Source organism: Kineococcus sp. TRM81007 (genome assembly GCF_022669155.1).
Lineage (GTDB): Bacteria > Actinomycetota > Actinomycetes > Actinomycetales > Kineococcaceae > Kineococcus.
This window is the reverse complement of sequence record NZ_JALBVB010000059.1, coordinates 1-17,369: the sequence shown is the minus strand read 5'-3', so window position 1 is coordinate 17,369 and position 17,369 is coordinate 1. Positions and strand designations below refer to the sequence as shown.

Annotated in this window: 16 protein-coding genes; 6 read left to right on the top strand and 10 right to left on the bottom strand. The window is 76.3% G+C overall.

Annotated elements, in window-relative coordinates; translation table 11 throughout:
* The first annotated feature begins 15 nt into the window (after positions 1-15).
* The gene (locus MN205_RS18875; RefSeq protein WP_242729685.1) at positions 16-678 is read left to right on the top strand and encodes a GNAT family N-acetyltransferase; all 663 of its coding nucleotides are present in this window, start codon (positions 16-18) and stop codon (positions 676-678) included.
* A 39-nt stretch (positions 679-717) separates the two neighbouring features.
* Here the strand turns inward: MN205_RS18875 and MN205_RS18870 are convergent, their stop codons facing one another.
* Positions 718-1,101 carry an ATP-binding protein gene (locus tag MN205_RS18870; RefSeq protein ID WP_242129968.1) on the bottom strand — a complete coding sequence of 128 codons (384 nt, stop codon included), beginning with the start codon at positions 1,099-1,101 and terminating at the stop codon, positions 718-720.
* Between the two features lie 158 nt (positions 1,102-1,259).
* Between MN205_RS18870 and MN205_RS18865 the strand changes: the two genes are divergently transcribed.
* On the top strand, positions 1,260-2,879 hold the full coding sequence (locus MN205_RS18865) for a peptide chain release factor 3 (RefSeq protein ID WP_242129967.1): 1,620 nt from the start codon (positions 1,260-1,262) through the stop codon (positions 2,877-2,879).
* A gap of 71 nt (positions 2,880-2,950) precedes the next feature.
* Here MN205_RS18865 and trxA read toward each other — a convergent pair whose 3' ends face one another.
* The 6 genes from trxA to MN205_RS18835 all read right to left on the bottom strand — a co-directional run bounded on the left by trxA (position 2,951) and on the right by MN205_RS18835 (position 8,181).
* Positions 2,951-3,277, bottom strand: a complete 327-nt coding sequence (gene trxA / locus MN205_RS18860) for a thioredoxin (protein ID WP_242129965.1) — start codon at positions 3,275-3,277, stop codon at positions 2,951-2,953.
* A gap of 56 nt (positions 3,278-3,333) precedes the next feature.
* The gene (gene trxB / locus MN205_RS18855) at positions 3,334-4,362 is read right to left on the bottom strand and encodes a thioredoxin-disulfide reductase (protein WP_374115989.1); all 1,029 of its coding nucleotides are present in this window, start codon (positions 4,360-4,362) and stop codon (positions 3,334-3,336) included.
* Positions 4,363-4,486: 124 nt separating this feature from the next.
* Positions 4,487-5,302, bottom strand: a complete 816-nt coding sequence (locus tag MN205_RS18850) for a hypothetical protein (RefSeq protein ID WP_242129961.1) — start codon at positions 5,300-5,302, stop codon at positions 4,487-4,489.
* A 151-nt stretch (positions 5,303-5,453) separates the two neighbouring features.
* Positions 5,454-6,050 (bottom strand): RNA polymerase sigma factor SigM, encoded by a 597-nt coding sequence (gene sigM / locus MN205_RS18845; RefSeq protein ID WP_242129960.1) that lies wholly within the window; start codon positions 6,048-6,050, stop codon positions 5,454-5,456.
* On the bottom strand, positions 6,047-7,606 hold the full coding sequence (locus tag MN205_RS18840) for a hypothetical protein (protein WP_242129959.1): 1,560 nt from the start codon (positions 7,604-7,606) through the stop codon (positions 6,047-6,049). Before MN205_RS18840 ends, sigM begins: the two co-directional genes overlap by 4 nt.
* 119 nt (positions 7,607-7,725) lie before the next feature.
* On the bottom strand, positions 7,726-8,181 hold the full coding sequence (locus MN205_RS18835) for a C40 family peptidase (protein ID WP_242129958.1): 456 nt from the start codon (positions 8,179-8,181) through the stop codon (positions 7,726-7,728).
* Positions 8,182-8,197: 16 nt separating this feature from the next.
* Here MN205_RS18835 and murJ point away from each other — a divergent pair, with 16 nt between their 5' ends.
* Entirely contained in the window at positions 8,198-9,892 is a 1,695-nt protein-coding gene (gene murJ / locus MN205_RS18830) for a murein biosynthesis integral membrane protein MurJ (RefSeq protein ID WP_242129957.1), read from the top strand.
* On the opposite strand, the gene MN205_RS18825 is transcribed toward murJ, so the two are convergent.
* Both MN205_RS18825 and MN205_RS18820 read right to left on the bottom strand, forming a co-directional pair.
* Positions 9,869-12,175, bottom strand: a complete 2,307-nt coding sequence (locus MN205_RS18825) for a DUF6049 family protein (RefSeq protein ID WP_242129956.1) — start codon at positions 12,173-12,175, stop codon at positions 9,869-9,871. The two genes, murJ and MN205_RS18825, sit on opposite strands and share 24 nt — an antisense overlap.
* Entirely contained in the window at positions 12,172-12,648 is a 477-nt protein-coding gene (locus tag MN205_RS18820) for an NUDIX hydrolase (protein ID WP_242129954.1), read from the bottom strand. Before MN205_RS18820 ends, MN205_RS18825 begins: the two co-directional genes overlap by 4 nt.
* A 49-nt stretch (positions 12,649-12,697) precedes the next feature.
* Between MN205_RS18820 and MN205_RS18815 the strand changes: the two genes are divergently transcribed.
* Complete coding sequence (locus MN205_RS18815) at positions 12,698-14,212, top strand: CCA tRNA nucleotidyltransferase (RefSeq protein ID WP_242129952.1); 1,515 nt, start codon at positions 12,698-12,700, stop codon at positions 14,210-14,212.
* Between the two features lie 142 nt (positions 14,213-14,354).
* On the opposite strand, the gene MN205_RS18810 is transcribed toward MN205_RS18815, so the two are convergent.
* Positions 14,355-15,038 carry a GGDEF domain-containing protein gene (locus tag MN205_RS18810; RefSeq protein ID WP_242129950.1) on the bottom strand — a complete coding sequence of 228 codons (684 nt, stop codon included), beginning with the start codon at positions 15,036-15,038 and terminating at the stop codon, positions 14,355-14,357.
* A 43-nt stretch (positions 15,039-15,081) separates the two neighbouring features.
* Here MN205_RS18810 and MN205_RS18805 point away from each other — a divergent pair, with 43 nt between their 5' ends.
* Positions 15,082-15,750 (top strand): hypothetical protein, encoded by a 669-nt coding sequence (locus MN205_RS18805; protein WP_242129949.1) that lies wholly within the window; start codon positions 15,082-15,084, stop codon positions 15,748-15,750.
* Between the two features lie 497 nt (positions 15,751-16,247).
* The coding region (locus tag MN205_RS18800; RefSeq protein ID WP_242129948.1) for a methyl-accepting chemotaxis protein at positions 16,248-17,369 on the top strand (1,122 nt) is incomplete at its 3' end.

Here is a 17,369-nt window from a genome sequence, read left to right as displayed (position 1 = left end):
GAGGGAGCGGCTCCGGTGGGTCGTCGCATGGCGCCGTTGATGCTCGACACGGTCGCCGACCTGCCGAAGGCGTCGCGCCGGTGCGTGTTCTGGGAACTGGACACCGTGGCCGCCCAGCGCGCCGCGGAGGCCGGGTACCCGGACTTCGAGAAGGAGGTCTGGATCTCCACGGTGCTGCTGGAGTGGGGCCCGTGCGGGCGGCTCGTCTACGTCGACGACCAGGCGGCAGGGTTCGTCACGTACGCTCCGCCGTCGTACGTGCCGCGGCAGACGGGGTTCGCCACGTCACCGGTGAGCGCGGACGCGGTGCTGCTGATGACCGGCTGGATCGACCCGGCGTTCCGCGGGCAAGGGCTGGCCCGGATGCTGCTGCAGGGCGCGGCGAAGGACCTCACCCAGCGCGGCGCGAAGGCGGTGGAGGCGTTCGGCGGCACCCACCTGGTGCCCGGCGGCGACGGCGACGACGGCTGCGCGCACGACACGTCCGAGCCGTGCGTGCTGCCCGCGCACCTGCTGGAGTCCGTGGGGTTCACGGTCGTGCGCCCGCACCACCGCTACCCGCGGCTGCGGCTGGAGCTGAAGAGCGCCATCAGCTGGCGCGAGGACGTCGAGGCGGCGCTGGAGCGGTTGCTGGGCAGCGTGCGGGTGCCGGTGCTCAGCGGCGTCGCGCCCGGTTGACGACCCCGGGCGCCGGTGCTGCACCCCGCGGCGGGGCGTTCACGGCGACAGGCGGAACCAGACCTCCTTGCCGGTGTCCGCGGTCTCCACGCCCCACGCGTCGCTGAGCAGGTCCACCAGGGCGACCCCGCGCCCCGAGGTGGCCTCCGGGGAGGCCTCGCGCGCGACCGGGGGCTCGGAGCTGCCGTCGCTGACCGCCACGGCCATCCCCGGTGTCCCGTCGCAGGTCACGCGCAGGGTGATGGGTGGACCGCCGTGGGCCACGGCGTTGGTGACGAGCTCGGTGGTCAGCAGCTCCGCCTCGTCGAGGACCCGGGAGTGGTGCACCGGGCAGTCGTTCTCCTCCAGGAAGCGACGCGCCTGGCGCGCGGACTCCGCGTGCGGGGCGAGGGTCCGCTGGACGGCGGGTGTGACGTCGCACATCCGCTCATCGTGGGGGACGCCGCCGCGGTCGGCACCCCGGGGACGGGGCGGCGGACGCTGCGCGCGGCGGAGCGGGCCCCGGCGCGGCGTTAAGGTCGGTGCCCGGAGGTTCCCCGTCCCGTGGGGCCCCGTCCCGCGAGGAGGTCGAGGAGGTCACCGTGAGCACCGTGGCAGCCGGTCCAGAAGCCGGCGGCACCGCCCGGGCCGACGAGGTGACCCGCGAGGCCGCGCGCCGGCGCACCACCGCGGTCATCAGCCACCCGGACGCCGGCAAGTCGACGCTGACCGAGGCCCTGGCCCTGCACGCCAACGCGGTGCGCACGGCTGGGCACGTGCACGGCAAGGCCGGCCGCGCGGGGGTCGTCAGCGACTGGCAGGGCATGGAGAAGGACCGCGGCATCTCCATCTCCTCTGCCGTGCTGCCGCTGCACCACCGCGGCCACGTCGTCAACGTCGTGGACACCCCCGGGCACGCCGACTTCTCGGAGGACACCTACCGGGCGCTGACCGCGGTCGACGCCGTCATCATGCTGATCGACGCCGGGCGCGGGATGGAGGCGCAGACCCGCAAGCTCTTCGGCGTCTGCCGCCACCGCGGCCTGCCGGTCATCACGGTGGTCAACAAGTGGGACCGCCCCGGCCGCGAGGCGCTGGAGCTGCTCGACGAGGTCGAGCAGGTCACCGGGATGCAGCCGACGCCGGTGACCTGGCCGGTGGGCATCGCCGGCGACTTCCGCGGCCTGCTGGAGCGGCGCACCGGCGAGTACGTGCGCTACACCCGCGCACCCGGTGGCGCGACGCTCGCCGAGGAGGAGCGCCACCCGGCCGCGGCCGCTGCCGAGGTCGAACCCGACGCCTGGCCGCAGGCGCTGGAGGAGGACGAGCTGTTGCGCGCCACCGGGGCCGAGCACGACCAGGCCTCCTTCCTCGCCGGGCGCACCACCCCCGTCTTCTTCACCGCCGCCGTGGCGAACACCGGGGTGCGGCAGGTCCTCGACGCCCTCGTCGACCTCGCCCCCGCCCCGCACGAGCACCCGCTGCGCGACGGGCGCGCCCTGCCCGTCACGGCGGGTTTCACCGCCCAGGTCTTCAAGACGCAGACCGGCATGAACCCCGCCCACCGCGACCGGCTCGCCTTCGCCCGCGTGCGCTCCGGCCGCTTCGAGCGGGGCATGACCGTGCACGACGAGCGCACCGGCCGCCCCCTCGTCCTCAAGCACGTGCAGACGGTCTTCGGCGCGGACCGCAGCACGGTCGACGAGGCGTGGCCCGGCGACGTGATCGGCCTGGTCAACGCCAAGCACGTCCACGTCGGCGACACCCTGCACGAGGGGGCGCCGGTGGCCTTCCCGCCGCTGCCCGTCTTCGCGCCCGAGCGGTTCCGCGTGGTGCGCCCGCAGGACCTGGGCCGCGGCAAGCAGTTCCGGCAGGGCCTGGCCGAGCTGGACGCCGAGGGTGTCGTGCACGTGCTCACCTCCGCGCTGCGCGGGGACGGCGAACCGGTCCTGGCGGCCGTCGGCGACCTGCAGTTCGACGTCGTCCAGCACCGCATGACGCACGACTTCCACGCCCCGCTGCTCTTCGAGGACCTGCCGTACACGGTGGTCCGGGTCGTGGACGCCGCCACCGAACCGCTGGTGCAGGGCTTCCGCGGGGCGGAGGTCGCGCAGCTGCGCGACGGCACGCGGTGGGCGTTGTTCACCGACCGCTGGCTCCTGAGCAGCTTCGCGCGCACCCACCCGGGCGCCGAGCTGGTCGAGCTCGTGGCGACCGGCTGAGCACCGCGCGGACGCAGCGGGCCCCGGCACCGCGAGGCGGTGNGGGGCCCGGCCGGGTGGTGCCGGTCGCGTCAGCCGATGACGTCGGAGAGCTCGGCGAGGATGTCCGGCTTCGGCCGGGCGCCCAGGATGCTCTTGACGACCTCGCCGCCGGAGTAGACGTTCATCAGCGGGATGGACGTCACGCCGTACTTCGCGGCGGTGCGCGGGTTCTCGTCGGTGTTGAGCTTCACGATGGTGATCTTGTCGCCGTGCTCGGCGGCGATCTCCTCCAGCACGGGCGCGACGCGGCGGCACGGGCCGCACCACGGCGCCCAGAAGTCCACGAGGACGGGCTTGTCCGAGTTCAGGACCTCGGCCTCGAAGGTGTCGTCGGTGACGGCGGTGGTGGCGCTCACGAGCGGCCTCCTGGTTGTGGCGGTGCCCGGTGGTGTTCCGGGGGTGGGTGGGTGGGTCAGCGCTGGCGCGGCTGCGGCCGCTCGACGGTGCCGGCGGACGCCCCGACCGGCACCTCGGTCTCCTCGCGCGGCGGGTCGACGTGCTGCTCGACGTCACCGCGGGCTGCGAGGAACCGCTCGGCGTCCAGGGCGGCGGAGCAGCCCATGCCGGCGGCGGTGATGGCCTGCATGTAGGTGTGGTCCACGACGTCGCCGGCGGCGAACACGCCCGGCACGTTCGTCCTCGTGCTGCGGCCCTCCACGAGCACGAAGCCGTTCTCGTCGAGGTCGACCTGCCCCTTGACGAGGGCGGTGCGCGGCTCGTGGCCGATGGCGATGAACAGGCCGGTGGCCTCCAGCTCGCGCTCGGCACCGGTGACGGTGTCGCGCAGCGTCAGGCCGCTGACCTTGTCCTCGCCGTGGATGGCGGCGACCTCGGAGTTCCAGGCGAAGCGGATCTTCGGGTCCTCGTGCGCGCGGCGGGCCATGATCTTCGAGGCGCGCAGCTCGTCGCGGCGGTGCACGATCGTCACCGACCGGGCGAAGCGCGTCAGGAAGGTGGCCTCCTCCACGGCGGAGTCGCCGCCGCCGACGACCACGATGTCCTGGTCGCGGAAGAAGAACCCGTCGCAGGTGGCGCACCAGCTCACGCCCCGGCCGGACAGGCGCTTCTCGTCGGGCAGGCCGAGCTCGCGGTACGCGGAGCCGAGGGCGAGGACCACGGCGTGGGTGCGGAACGTCTTCCCGCTGCCGGTGACGACCTCCTTGACCTCGCCGGACAGGCGCACGTCCACGACGTCGTCGGTGACCAGCTCCGCACCGAAGCGCTCCGCCTGGGCGCGCATGTTGTCCATGAGGTCCGGGCCCATGATCCCCTCGGGGAAGCCGGGGAAGTTGTCCACCTCGGTGGTGTTCATCAGGGCACCACCGGCGGTGACGGAACCCTCGAAGACCAGCGGCGCGAGCTCGGCGCGCGCGGCGTAGAGGGCCGCCGTGTACCCGGCCGGGCCGGAACCGATGACGATGACGTTGCGGACGTCGTCCACCGAGGGGCTCACCGAGGGACCTGCTTCCTTGACGCGGGGGGCGACCGGTGCGCCGGTCGCGTGCTGGCCTCAACCGATCGTAGGGCGGGGGTGTTCCCCGGTGCCCGGCGCCCCGGCGGGGTGCTCAGGGGGAGGCAGGGGCCTGGACGGCGGGCAGCTCCACGCGGTTCAGCGGTTCGTCCCCGGGCGTGCAGCCCAGGGCCACGACGACGACCTCGCCCGCCTCGCCGGCGGTGGGCCGCTCCACGACGAGGGCGGCCGGCTGCGAGCGCCACGCGGCGACCTGCACGGCCGCGACGGAGGCGGCGTCCACCCCGGCGGCGCGCGCGCAGGCCAGGGCCTGCTCGGCGGCGGGGCGCTGCGACTCGTCGGGCGTTCCGGTGGGGGGCAGCGCGGAGCTCTTCAGGTTCCGCTCGGCGTCGACACCGGGCAGGGCGTCGGGGGCGTCTCCGCCGCCGCCGGGGGTCTCGGCGGGGCCCGTGCCGCCCGTCCCGTCGCGGGTCCCGGTGGCCGGTCCGGTCAGTGAGGCGCCGACCGCGGCGACGGCGGCGTCGGCGGCGTAGTCGGCCCCGCTGCGCAGCACGGGCACGTCCACCGCCGCGGCGGCAGCGGCCCCGGACTCGGCGGCGGAGTCGGCTGCGGAGCCGGCCGACGTGCTGGAGCCCGCGCCCCCGCCCGGGTCGAGCTGCAGCACCGCGCCCACCCCGGCCGCGACCACGCCGGCGGCGACGGCCACGGCGAGACCGCGCCGCCAGCGCGCCGGGTGCGAGCGGTGCCCGGCCAGGGACGCGACCCGGGCACCGGGAGCGGCACCGGGAGCGGCACCGCCGGCCTCGTCCAGCTCGGCGCGGGCGCGGGCCAGCGCGGCGTCGACGCGGGCGGTCACGTCGGCGGGCATCGGGCCGTCCGCACCGGCCGCGGCGCGCAGCAGCTCCCGCACGCGCGCCTCCTGCGGGGGCAGCGCGTCCCCGGACGGGGGCTCCTCGCCGTCCCGCCCTCCGTCCGGCTCACCAGCCGGACCGGCGGCCTGCGTCACCTGGCACCCCCTGCGCTCACCCGTCGTGGACCGTGGCTGTGACGCGCGGCGGCCCTCACGGGTTCCCGTCCGGGGTGTCGCCGCGCAGCAGCGCCGCCAGCGCGGTGCGCCCCCGCGAGCAGCGCGACTTCACGGTGCCGACGGCCACGTCGAGGACCTGCGCGGCCTCCGCGACGGGCACGTCGTACATGTCCACCAGCACCAGCGCGGCGCGCTGCGCCTCCGGCAGCAGGGCCAGGGCTCGCGTGACGTCCAGGTGCGCGTCCACGGAGCCGGTGCGGTCGGCGGCGACGGCGAGCGCCGCGCCGGTGCGGTCCCCGTCACCGCCCGCGCCGGTCTCCTCCTCCAGGGGGCGGGCGGGGCGGGCCGCGCGGCGGCGGGCGCGGTCCAGGCAGGCGTTGACGACGATGCGGTGCAGCCACGTCGTCACCGCGGACTCGCCGCGGAAGCGCCCCGCGGCGCGCAGCGCGGACACCAGGGCGTCCTGCACGGCGTCGGCGGCCTCCTCGCGGTCGCCGGTGGTGCGCAGCGCCACCGCCCACAGCCGGTCGCGGTGGCGGCGCACGACCTCCCCGAACGCGTCGGGGTCGCCGGCGACGTGGGCGGCGACCAGCTCCGCGTCGGTGCGGGGGTCCCGCGGCGCCTCGCTCACGGCGCCGCGGGCGTTCCCTGGACCTGCACCTCGCCGAGGGAGACGCGGTTCTCCCCGTCAGTGGTGGGTGCCTGCGTGAACCACAGCAGCAGCCACCGGGTGCGCACGGGCTCGGCGGGCGCGAGGGTCTGCTCACCCCCGGCGGGGGCCTGCGCGACGACGGTGGACCCGGCCAGGGGGTCCTCGCCGCCGGTCGCGGTGCGCAGCTCCACGGTCCCGCCCTCGCCGCTGGCGGTCAGCTGCACGGACGTCACGTCCACCTCGGCGCCGAGGTCCAGCAGCACCCCCACCCCGTCCTTGAGGCCGCCGAAGTCGGGGGTGTCGTAGCGCTCGCTGTCCCAGGCGGTGGCCGGGTCGCCGTCGGTGACCCGTTCCGGGGCGGTGCCCTCCTCGCCGTCGCCGAGGGGGTCCACCGCGGTGACCGACGCCACCGGAAGCGGCGCCGGCGCGGGCGGCGGGGGCGGGGCGGGTGCGGGCGGTGGTGCGCTCGTCGTGGCGGTCGCGGTTGGGGAGGTGGCGGCGGGCGGGGTGGACGGCTCGTCGTCCGGGCTCAGCCCGCGCAGCTGCCACATGGCCAGCACGAGGCCGAGGAGCACGACACCGCCGACGAGGGCCAGCACGAAGCGGGAGTCCTCCTGCTGCGGCCTGCCGGTGGAGCGGGGGCGGGTGAACGGGACGGGCGGCTCCTCCTCGGGCACCACCTCGTCGCGGTTGCTCAGCCGGCCGCGGACCTCCGCCGTCGCCAGTTCCCCGCGCATGCGGTGCAGCGCGTCGCCGAGGTCGTCCAGGGACCACGGCGCCAGCTGCAGGGCCAGCTCGGCCGGTTCGCGCGGGCCGTCCTCGTGCGGGCCGAACGTGACCGAGCACAGGGTGTCGAGGTCGTTGGGGGCGTCGGGGCGCAGCTCCTTCAGCGGCACCGGCGGGTCCCAGCGACCTCCTGCGGTGGGTGCCTCCGGCAGGCCGGGGGCACCCGGGAGGTCGTCCACGCGCGGCCAGCGCCCGCTGAGGCCGGCGTAGGTCAGGGCGACGAGGCCGACGGCGTCGGCGCGGTTGGCCAGGGCCGCCGCGCGGGCGGGGGAGACGGCGGGCGGGTCCTCCTGCAGGGCGGCCTCCACCCCGGTGCCGAGGACCCGCACCACCGCGTCCGGGCCCAGGACGACCGACTCGGGCGTCAGGCGGGTGTGGTGCAGGCCGCGGCGGGCGGCGGCGTCCAGGGCGGTGGCGGCCTCGCCGACGAGCCCGCGCACCGCGGCGGGCGTCAGCGTCCCCTCGCGCAGCAGGTCGCCCATCGACCAGCCCTGCACGGCCTCCTCCACCACGAAGGCGACGGCCCGCCGCTCGCCGGACGCCGTCTCGTGCAGGTCGGTGCCGGCGTCCAGGACGCGGGGCAGGCGCGGGTCGCTGAGGGTCGCGGCGCGCCGGCCGGCGTCGAGGAACTCCGCGGCGCGCGGGTCCGCGGCGTCGATCGTGCGCACCCGCACCCACCGGTCGAGCGTGGTGTCCCAGCCGACGTGGTCGGTGCTGGCGGAGGTGGGAGGCAGCTCACGGCGCAGCACGTAGCGGTCCGCGATGGTGCTGCGGCCGGCCGCGTCCAGTGGTCCCTCCCCGCCCCGGGCGCACCGCGCGTGCGCCAGCGGGCCCGCTCCCCGCGGGCCGGGACCATGCTAGGGCGGTGTCAGGCCCCGGCCGGGCGGACCGCGCCGTACAGGCCCGGCACGGCCACACCGGCCTCGCGCACGACGTCGCCGGTGTGGGGGGCGTGCAGCACCCGCCCACCGCCGAGGTGGAGCGCGACGTGGTGGATGCTCGAGGGGGACGAGCCGCTCGCGTAGAACACCAGGTCGCCGGGGCGCAGCGCGCCCAGCGGCACCTTCGGCAGTCCCGCGTACTGCTGACGGGAGGTGCGGGGGATCGCGGTACCGGCCTGCCGGTAGGCCCACTGCGTCAGCCCGGAGCAGTCGAAGCCGCCGGGGCCGGTGGCGCCCCACGCGTAGGGCGGGCCGAGGCGGGTGCGGGCGGCGGTGATCGCGTCCTGCGCGGTGTCGCCGGTGGCCGCGGCGGGCGCGTCGGCGCCGCGGCGGGAGCGCTGGACCCCCCGGACGGGTGGTGCGTCCCCGCCGGGCGCCCGCATCGGCGACCATCGGGGCGTGAGCACGACACGCCGCCCGGCGCCCGCCGCCCCCTCCGACCCCCCGGCGCACGACGCGTCGACGGAGTCGCTGGCCCGTTCCAGCGCCCTCATGGCGTCCGGGACGCTGGTGTCGCGGCTGCTGGGGTTCGTGCGCACCGCGGTGCAGGGCGCGGTCCTGGGCGTCAGCACGCAGGTCGGCGCGCAGACGTTCGACGTCGCCAACAAGGCGCCCAACGTCTTCTACATGCTGCTGGCCGGCGGGGTGCTCAACGCGGTGCTCGTGCCGCAGATCGTGCGGGCGCTGAAGCGCCCCGACGGCGGCGAGGACTACGTCAACCGGCTCGTCACCCTCGCCCTGGCCGTCATGGCGGGCGCCACGGTGCTGCTGACGCTCGCCGCGCCGCTGGTGGTGCGCCTCTACGCGCCGTCCTGGTCGGGGGAGTGGACGGCGCTGGCCACGCTCATGGCGTTCTGGTGCCTGCCGCAGGTCTTCTTCTACGGCCTGTACACGGTGCTGGGGCAGGTGCTCAACGCCAAGGGCAGCTTCGGGCCGTACATGTGGGCGCCGGTCGTCAACAACGTCGTCGCGATCGCCTCGCTGCTGGTGTTCGCGCTCGTCGCCCCGGGCGCGCAGGCGTGGTCGGCGGAGCGCTTCGACGCCACGTCCATCGCCGTGCTCGCCGGCGGCGCCACCCTGGGCATCGTGGCGCAGGCGCTGGTGCTGCTGTGGCCGCTGCACCGCTCCGGGTTCCGCTACCGGCCGCGCTGGGGCCTGCGCGGTTCCGGCCTGGGCACCGCCGGCCGCGTCGCCGGCTGGACGTTTGCGGGCGTCGTGGTCGGCCAGCTGGTGTTCGTGCTCACCACGCAGATCGCGACGGACGCCGGCGAGTACCTGACGGTGAACGACCTGGAGGGCGCCACCAACGCCACCTACACGCCCGCGTACCTGCTGTTCATGCTGCCGCACTCGCTGGTGGCGGTCTCCCTGGTGACGGCGCTGTTCACCCGCATCAGCTCCGCCGCCGCGCACGGCGACACCGCCGCGGTGCGGCGCGACTTCTCCTCCGGCGCGCGCACCGTCCTGGTGGCGGGCGTGCTCGCCACAGCGGCGCTGGTCGCCCTGGGGCCGTGGATCGGGATCGCCCTGTTCGGCGACGACGGCTTCTTCGTCGGCCGGGTGGCCGCCGCGATGGCCCTCGGCCTCGTGCCCTTCAGCGTCACCTACCTGGTGCAGCGCGTGTTCTACGCCTACGAGGACGCCCGCACCCCGTTCACCGTCTCCGCCGTCGTCGCGGCCGTCATGGCCGCCGGGGACCTCGCCTGCTGGCTGCTGCTGCCGCCGCGGTGGACGGTCCTGGGCATCGCCCTGGCGATGAGCCTGTCCAACGTGGTCGGCGTCGTGCTGGGCCTGGCGCTGCTGCGCCGCCGGCTGCGCTCCCTGGACGGCGGCGGCATCGACGGCCACCTCGTGCTGCGCACCCTCGTGCGGGCGCTGATCATCGGCCTGCTCGCCGGCGGCGCCGCGCACGGGCTGGCGCTCCTGATCGCGCGGCTGGGCGACTCGCGCGCCGTCGCCCTCGCGGTCGTCGTGGTGGGCGGGCTGGTGCTGCTGGGCCTGTTCGTCGCGCTGTGCCGGGCCATGCGGGTGCGCGAGCTGACCGACCTGGTGGCGCCGCTGCTGCGGCGGCTACCCCTGCCCGGTCGGAGCTGAGGGCCGCTCCCGGCGCTCGCCGTCGCCCGCCGCGCCGGGCGGCTCGTGCCCGTCGGTGGTGCCGTCGGTGTCGCCGCTCACGTCCGCGTGCGGGACGGCGTCCACGCGCCGCCGCCCGCGCCGCACCGCCCGCACCAGGCCCACCACCAGCAGCGCACCCGCGCCCCCGCCGACCAGGCCGGTCAGCCAGCCCTCCAGGTCGGCGCGCACGTTGACGTCCAGCCCCACCGGCTCGCCCAGCGGCAGCCCGGAGGGGGTGCGCAGCTGCGCCTCCACCACGACGCTGCCGTTGGCCAGCGCCCGCACGGGAACCCCGACGCGCACCTGCCCGCGGGCCGGCACGGTCTGCGCGGGCACCGCCTCCAGCTGCACGCGGGGGCTGCGCGGGCGCAGGACCAGCTCCACCCGCACCGGCGCGAACAGCTCGTTGACGATCGTGACGGGCAGCTCTGTGCGGGTGGCGGCGAGGTTGAGGACGCTGCCGGGCAGCACGTGCACCGCCCGCAGCAGCGCGGCGGCGTCCTCCTGCAGGCCGGCGCGGGCGGAGCGCAGCTCCGGCAGGTGCCCGCGCCAGGACGCCGCCAGCAGCATCAGCGCCGAGCGCTGCGCGGCACCGGTGGCGGGCGCGGTGCCGTCCAGGGCCTCGCGCAGCTCGGCCAGGGTGGCCAGCGCGTCCCGCACGGCGACGACGTGCGCACCGGGCAGCGCCGGCCGCAGCGAGACGGTGTCCGGCTCGGGCGCGGCGGCCCGCTCCACGTCCGGCACGGGCGTGGCCAGCAGGTCGGGCAGCGACTGCCAGGACGCCCACCCCGAGGCCTCCACCGCGGCCACGACGCGCTGCACCACGGCGGGTCGCGGGTCGAAGGAGCGTGCCGCCACGACGAGCAGGCTGCGCGGGTCGCTGGGCCGCTGCAGGGTGATCGTGGCGACCTCGGCGAGGACCCGCTGCACGAGCGAGCCGGCGACCTCGTCGTCCACGACGTCCTCCACCTCCGGGCTCGCCGGGACGGCCGCGCGCTGCAGCAGCTGCGACAGGGCGCTGTCGGCGATCAGCCCGGTCAGCGTGGTGCCCGCCCCCGTCCCGGCCTCGACGTCGGCCCGGCCGGTGGGGGTGTAGGTCAGCTCGTCCCGGGTCGGCAGCGCCTCGTCGTCGAGGACGACGGTCGTGGCGCCGGCGCGCGCGGCCAGGGTGAGCACCTCGGTGCCGGCGTCCTCGTCCACCGGCCAGGACACGCCCGTCAGCACCGTCGCGGCGTCCAGGGACGTGGCCACGTCGACGCCCGCCGCGCCCGCCTCCGCCAGCAGCTCCGCACCGGCGGCGACGGCCGTCAGGGCGGTCAGGTCCGGGTCGCCGTGCGGCAGGGCGACGACGCAGCGCCCGGCGGCGGCCGCGGCCAGCCGCTCGCGCCAGGTGGCCAGCGCGACGATCGTGCGGGCCGGGTCGGTGGTGCCCGGGGGCAGGGCCGCCGCCTGCGCGGGGACCTCGACGGCGGGGGGCAGCGGCGCCGCCTCCCCGACGGCGGTGCCGTCGCCGGCCTCGGTGCCGTTGAACGGCGGGGTGAAGACGTCGGCGAGCACGGCGGGGTCCAGCGCCCAGGAGGTGCGCGGGTCGCCGGACGCCTCCACCAGCCGCCCCAGCCGGCCGGCGACCTCCTCGGCGAGCCCGTCGGCCTCGCGCACGCGGCCCGCCACCAGCGGCAGCAGCAGCGTCAGCAGCGTGGTGCGCACCCCCGCCGGGGTGGAGACGAGGAAGGTGCGGGCCAGCCCGGCCCGTTCCCCGTCGCCGGTGACGACCTCCACGGCAGCCGGGTGGGCGCCCTCGCCGCCGCCGAGCTCGGACGCCTCCAGGGTCAGCAGGACCTCCGCCTCCTCGCCGGGCCGCAGCCCGCCGGCGGTCACGTCCGCGTCGTCGGAGGAGACGACGGCGCGGCCCAGGGAGGAGTCGGCGTCGGCGGACTCCCACCGGTCCAGGGAGGAGCGCGCCACGACGGGGGAGCGCTGGGCCACGAGCCGGGCGCGCAGGCCCTCCAGCGCCTCGCCGCCGTCGTTGCGCACCCGGGCGCGCACCGCGATCAGGGAACGGGCGGGGTCGTCCGCGGCGTACGTGGTGGGGGTGACGTCCACGACGGCGACGTGCAGCGGCAGGGCGTCGTCCGCACCCGCCGGGGAGGGGGTGGTGGTGGCGGCCGCCGGTGCGGGTGCGCCGGCGAGCGCGGCCGCGCCCGCCAGCCCGGCCAGCACCGCGCGTCGGCCGGGGCCGTGGGGGGCGTCGCGGCCGCTCACGCCAGTTCGCCGAGGCGCTGGGTGGCGGCCTCCACCGCGCGGCGCTCGTTGGGGAACGCGAGGCGCTCGTCGAGCTCGCGGAACGGCACCCACGCCACGTCCACCGCCTCCGCGTCGGGGTCGTTCTCGACGGTCAGGCGCCCCCCGACGGCCTTGAGCAGGAACAGGTGCACGGTCTTGTGGATGCGCCGGCCGTCCGCGGAGAACCAGTAGTCGATGCTGCCGAGGGTCTCCACGACGACGCCGCGGATGCCGGTCTCCTCCTCGATCTCGCGCACCGCGGCCTCCTCGAGGGTCTCGGCGCCCTCCGGGTGGCCCTTGGGCAGGCACCACTCCAGGCGCCCGGCGCGGTTGAGGCGGCAGATGACGGCGGCGCGCGGCTCACCGGTGCTGACGTCGACGACGAGCCCGCCGGAGGAGGTCTCCTGCACGGTGGGCAGCCGGCGGCGCGGCTCCCGGGCAGGTCTGACCATCGCCTCACTGTATCCAGCGCGCCGCCCGGCTCTGGCACCCTTGGACCCCGTGCTCCCTCCCGCTGGACCCGCAGGACCCGACGCCGCCCTGGAGCGCGCGCTGGACGAGGCGCGCGCCCGCGCGGTGCGCGCCCTGGAACCGGTGATGCCGGTGCTGGTGGACCTCGGCCGCCGCTTCGAGCAGGCCGGTCACGAGCTGTCCCTGGTGGGCGGCCCGGTGCGCGACGCGTTCCTGGGCCGGCGCTCGGCGGACCTGGACTTCACCACGGACGCGCGCCCCGACGACACGGTGGCGATCCTCAAGCGCTGGGGCGACGCGCACTGGGAGGTGGGCCGCGAGTTCGGCACGATCGGCGCGCGCAAGCGCTCCGGCGGCGTGGACGTCGTGGTGGAGGTGACGACGTACCGCTCGGAGAGCTACGACCCGGACTCCCGCAAGCCGGAGGTCTCCTACGGCGACGACCTCGTGGGCGACCTGTCGCGGCGCGACTTCACGGTGAACGCGATGGCGCTGCGGTTGCCGTCGCTGGACTTCGCGGACCCGCACGACGGGCTGACGGACCTGGCGGCGGGCGTGCTGCGCACCCCCGTCACGGCCGAGCAGTCCTTCTCGGACGACCCGCTGCGGATGATGCGGGCGGCGCGCTTCGCCGCGCAGCTGCGGCTGCGGGTGGCCCCGGACGTGCTGGAGGCGATGACGGCGATGTCCGGCCGCATCACCATCGTCTCCGCGGAGCGGGTGCGCACGGAGCTGGAGAAGCTGCTGGTGGCAGCCGACCCGCTGGCGGGGTTGCGGCTGCTGGTGGACACGGGCCTGGCCGACCACGTGCTGCCGGAGCTGCCGGCGCTGCGCCTGGAGATCGACGAGCACCACCGCCACAAGGACGTGTACGAGCACTCGCTGACGGTGCTGCAGCAGGCGATCGACCGGGAGGACGGCCCGGACGGTGACGTGCCGGGCCCGGACCTGCTGCTGCGGCTGGCGGCGCTGCTGCACGACGTGGGCAAGCCGCGCACGCGCCGGTTCGAGGAGGGCGGCGGGGTGAGCTTCCACCACCACGAGGTGGTGGGCGCGAAGATGGTCGCGAAGCGGCTGAAGGCGCTGCGCTTCGACAACGACACCGTGAAGGCGGTGGCGCGGCTGACGGAGCTGCACCTGCGCTTCCACGGCTACGGCGACGGGGAGTGGACGGACTCGGCGGTGCGCCGCTACGTCACCGACGCGGGCCCGCTGCTGCCGCGCCTGCACAAGCTGACCCGCAGCGACTGCACGACCCGCAACCAGCGCAAGGCGAACCGGCTGGCCGCCGCGTACGACGACCTGGAGGCGCGCATCGCGCGGCTGCGGGAGCAGGAGGAGCTGGACGCGGTCCGGCCCGACCTGGACGGCACGGCGATCATGGAGCTGCTGGGCATCGGCCCCTCGCGCACGGTGGGGCGGGCGTACCAGCACCTGCTGTCGCTGCGGATGGAGCGCGGCCCGCTGGGCGAGGAGGTGGCCCGCGAGGAGCTGCTGGCGTGGTGGGCGCAGCAGCCGGAGTCCCAGCAGCAGCCGGAGTCCTGACCCTCCCGCCCCTCCCTCCCGAGCGTCCCCCCTCCCGCGGTGGTCGAGGAAGTTGCCACTTCCTCGACCACCGTGATCGTGCGTGGTGCCACTTCCCTGATCACCGCGGGGAGGGGGCGGGGAGGGGTGAGAGGGGTGGGGGTCAGGCGGCGAAGACCCGGACGCGGTTCTTCCCGGCCGCCTTCGCCGCGTACATGGCGACGTCGGCGTGCTGCACGACCTGCTCGGCGTCCTCCCCGGGGGAGCGGTGGGCCACCCCCACGCTGGCGCCGACGCGCACCCGCCCGCCCGGCACGTCCACGGGCAGCACCGCGGACTCCACGAGCCGCCCGGCCAGGTCGGTGGCGGCCGTGCCGGTCAGGCCCCGCACGAGCACCGCGAACTCGTCGCCGCCCAGGCGCGCGCACAGGTCCTCCTCGCGCACCACCTGCCGCAGGCGGTGTGCGACGCAGCGCAGCAGCTCGTCCCCGGCGGCGTGGCCGTGCCCGTCGTTGACGACCTTGAAGTCGTCGAGGTCGACGAACACGACGCTGAACCGGGTGGCGGGGTCGGCCGCCGCCCGCTCCAGGGCCTCGGTGAAGGCGGCGCGGTTGGCGAGGCCGGTGAGGGCGTCGGTGCGGGCCTGCTCGGCGAGGGCGCGGTGCGCGTCGAGGTTGCGCAGCGCCAGCGACGACTGGTTCAGGATCGAGCGCAGCGCGGAGACGCCCTCGGCGGTGACGCGGTCGGGAGCTCCGGCCAGCACCCAGCCACCCGCGAGCGCGGGGTGCGGGACGGCGACCCACCGGCAGGCGCCGGCCGTGAAGGCGTCCAGGCGCGCGGCGTCCACCGGTCAGCACCTGCGGCAGCGGTCCGCGCCAGGCGCCGGCGGCGTGCACGACGTGGGTGCCGTCGGGCCCGTCGAGGACCAGGACGCTGACCAGCCCGGGGGTCGCCGCGCACACGGCCTCCGCGGTGCGGGTGGCAGCGGCGACGACCTCCTCGCGTTCGAGGGCGCCGAGCAGGCCCCGGCCGAACTCCGCCAGCGCCGCGTCGCGCCGCTGGGCCTGCTCGCGGGCGAACAGGGCGTTCGAGAGGTGCCGGGCACCGGCCATGGTCGCGTACATCAGCGGCACGCACCCGAGCAGTTCCGCCCCCCTGCTGGGCCCGTCGTGGCCGGGGACGGCACCCCACAGCGCCAGGCCGCCGACCATGCCGGCGACCAGCAGCGTGCAGTGCAGCACCGCCCGCCGGGAGCTGCCGTAGACGGCGCGGAACCACAGGCCGGGGAAGGCGACGCCGAGGACCATCGTGGGCGGTGCGGTCAGGGCGACGGTCGCGCCGACGAGGAGCGCCTCGGCCAGGTCGGTGGCGAGCGCTGCGCGGCGGGTGACGTAGCGGTGCGTCCACGCGAGCGCCAGGAGCCCGGTGGCCGCCGCGACCAGCAGCGCGGTGACCGGCTCGGCGCTGCGCGCGTAGGCCGGGAACGTCAGCGCCGCCGACAGCAGCGCGAGCAGGAAGAACAGCCACCGCGTCTGCTCCACGAGCTGTGCGGGTCGTGACCACCGCCGCGTGCGCAGCCGGTCTCCTCCAGCCGCCATGGACCTCACCACCTCACCGGGCGGTGCCTGCCGGCCCGTCCACCCCGCGGGGCACCGGCCGCACCGGTGGACGTCCCCGCGCTGTGGTCATCGGCCCGCCGGGGTCGCTGCCGCAGCGCCCGTCAGGGTGAGTGCTCAACCGGATGCCCCGACCCCCGACCGCTCAGGGCGCTGGTGCCGAGCGGTCGGCCGTCTCGGGAACGACCGTTGGCGAGGCGGCGTGAGCTGCCGAGGCACTCGGCGGGCCGGTGCAGGCTCGCGCTTCGCAGAGCACGAGCGTGGTCCCGGCTGCTGCCGGTCGCGATCGGGGGTGGAGCTGGCCGTGGCGGCCCGTCCACACGCAGCACGCCCGGTTCTGGAGCGGTGATCTCCGACCCCGGGGCCGTGAAGCCCGAGCCGGGGGCAGGCAGGAGGAGTGGTGCGCTCAAGCACCTTGCTGGGGGTGCCGATGAGGTGGTGTGCTCACTCGACTTCGCGGCCTGAACGTGGCCTCCAAGCTGTTCGCCGGGTTCGGCGTCGTCTGCCTGCTGCTGGCCGTCGTGGTCGGCGTGGGCATCAGCCGCCTGGACAGCTCGCAGGCGAACACGGATGCGATCTCGACCAGGGGGATGGCGTCGGTGCAGACCGTGGGCGAGGTCAAGGCCGCCTTCCTGCGGATGCGCCTGTCCGTCACCAGCGCCGCGCTGGCTCCCACGCCGGAGAAGACCACCGAGCAGCTGGAGATCATGGCCGGCGACGACGAGGCCTACGACCAGGCGTGGCAGGCCTACCTGGCCACCTCCCCGGCGGCCACCGCCGAGGACCACGGCGTGGTCGAGGACCTGCTGGCGCAGTACCGCACGGTGCGTGAGGGGTTGGTCACCGCAGCCGAGGCCAACGACACGCAGACGTACATCGCGGTCCGCGACGCCGAGGTCACCCCCCTGAGCCAGCAGATCACCGGCCAGCTGGACGCGATCAGCCAGACGGAGACCCGGGCCGCCGTGGAGCTCGCCGAGAAGAGCGACAGCGACTTCCACGCCGCGGTGACGCTGCTGCTGACGATCGGCGCCCTCGCGGTCGCCGTGGCCGTGGTGGTGGCCGTGGCCGTCTCGCGCTCGATCGCGCGTCCGCTGGCCAAGACGCTCACCGTGGTGCAGGGCCTGGCCACCGGCCGCCTGGACCAGCGGGTGGACTACGTCAACACCGACGAGGTCGGCCGGCTGGCCGGCGCAGTGGACACCACGATGGAGAACCTGACCGGCACCGTGCGCCGCATCACCGCCTCGGCGCAGACACTGGCCGCCTCCAGCGAGGAGCTGAGCACGGTGGCCGACGGCCTCTCGGCCGGGGCGGTGCAGTCCTCCAGCCAGTCGCAGGTCGTCTCCGCGGCCACCGAGGAGATCTCCACCTCGATCGGCACCGTGGCCGCCGCCGGTGAGGAGATGACCGCCGCGATCCGCGAGATCGCCTCCTCCACCGCCGAGGCCTCCCAGGTCGCCTCCGCCGCGGTGGCCTCCGCCTCGGAGGCCTCCGCGATCCTGGAGCGCCTGAGCGCGTCCTCCCGCGAGATCGGCGACGTGGTCAAGCTGATCACCTCC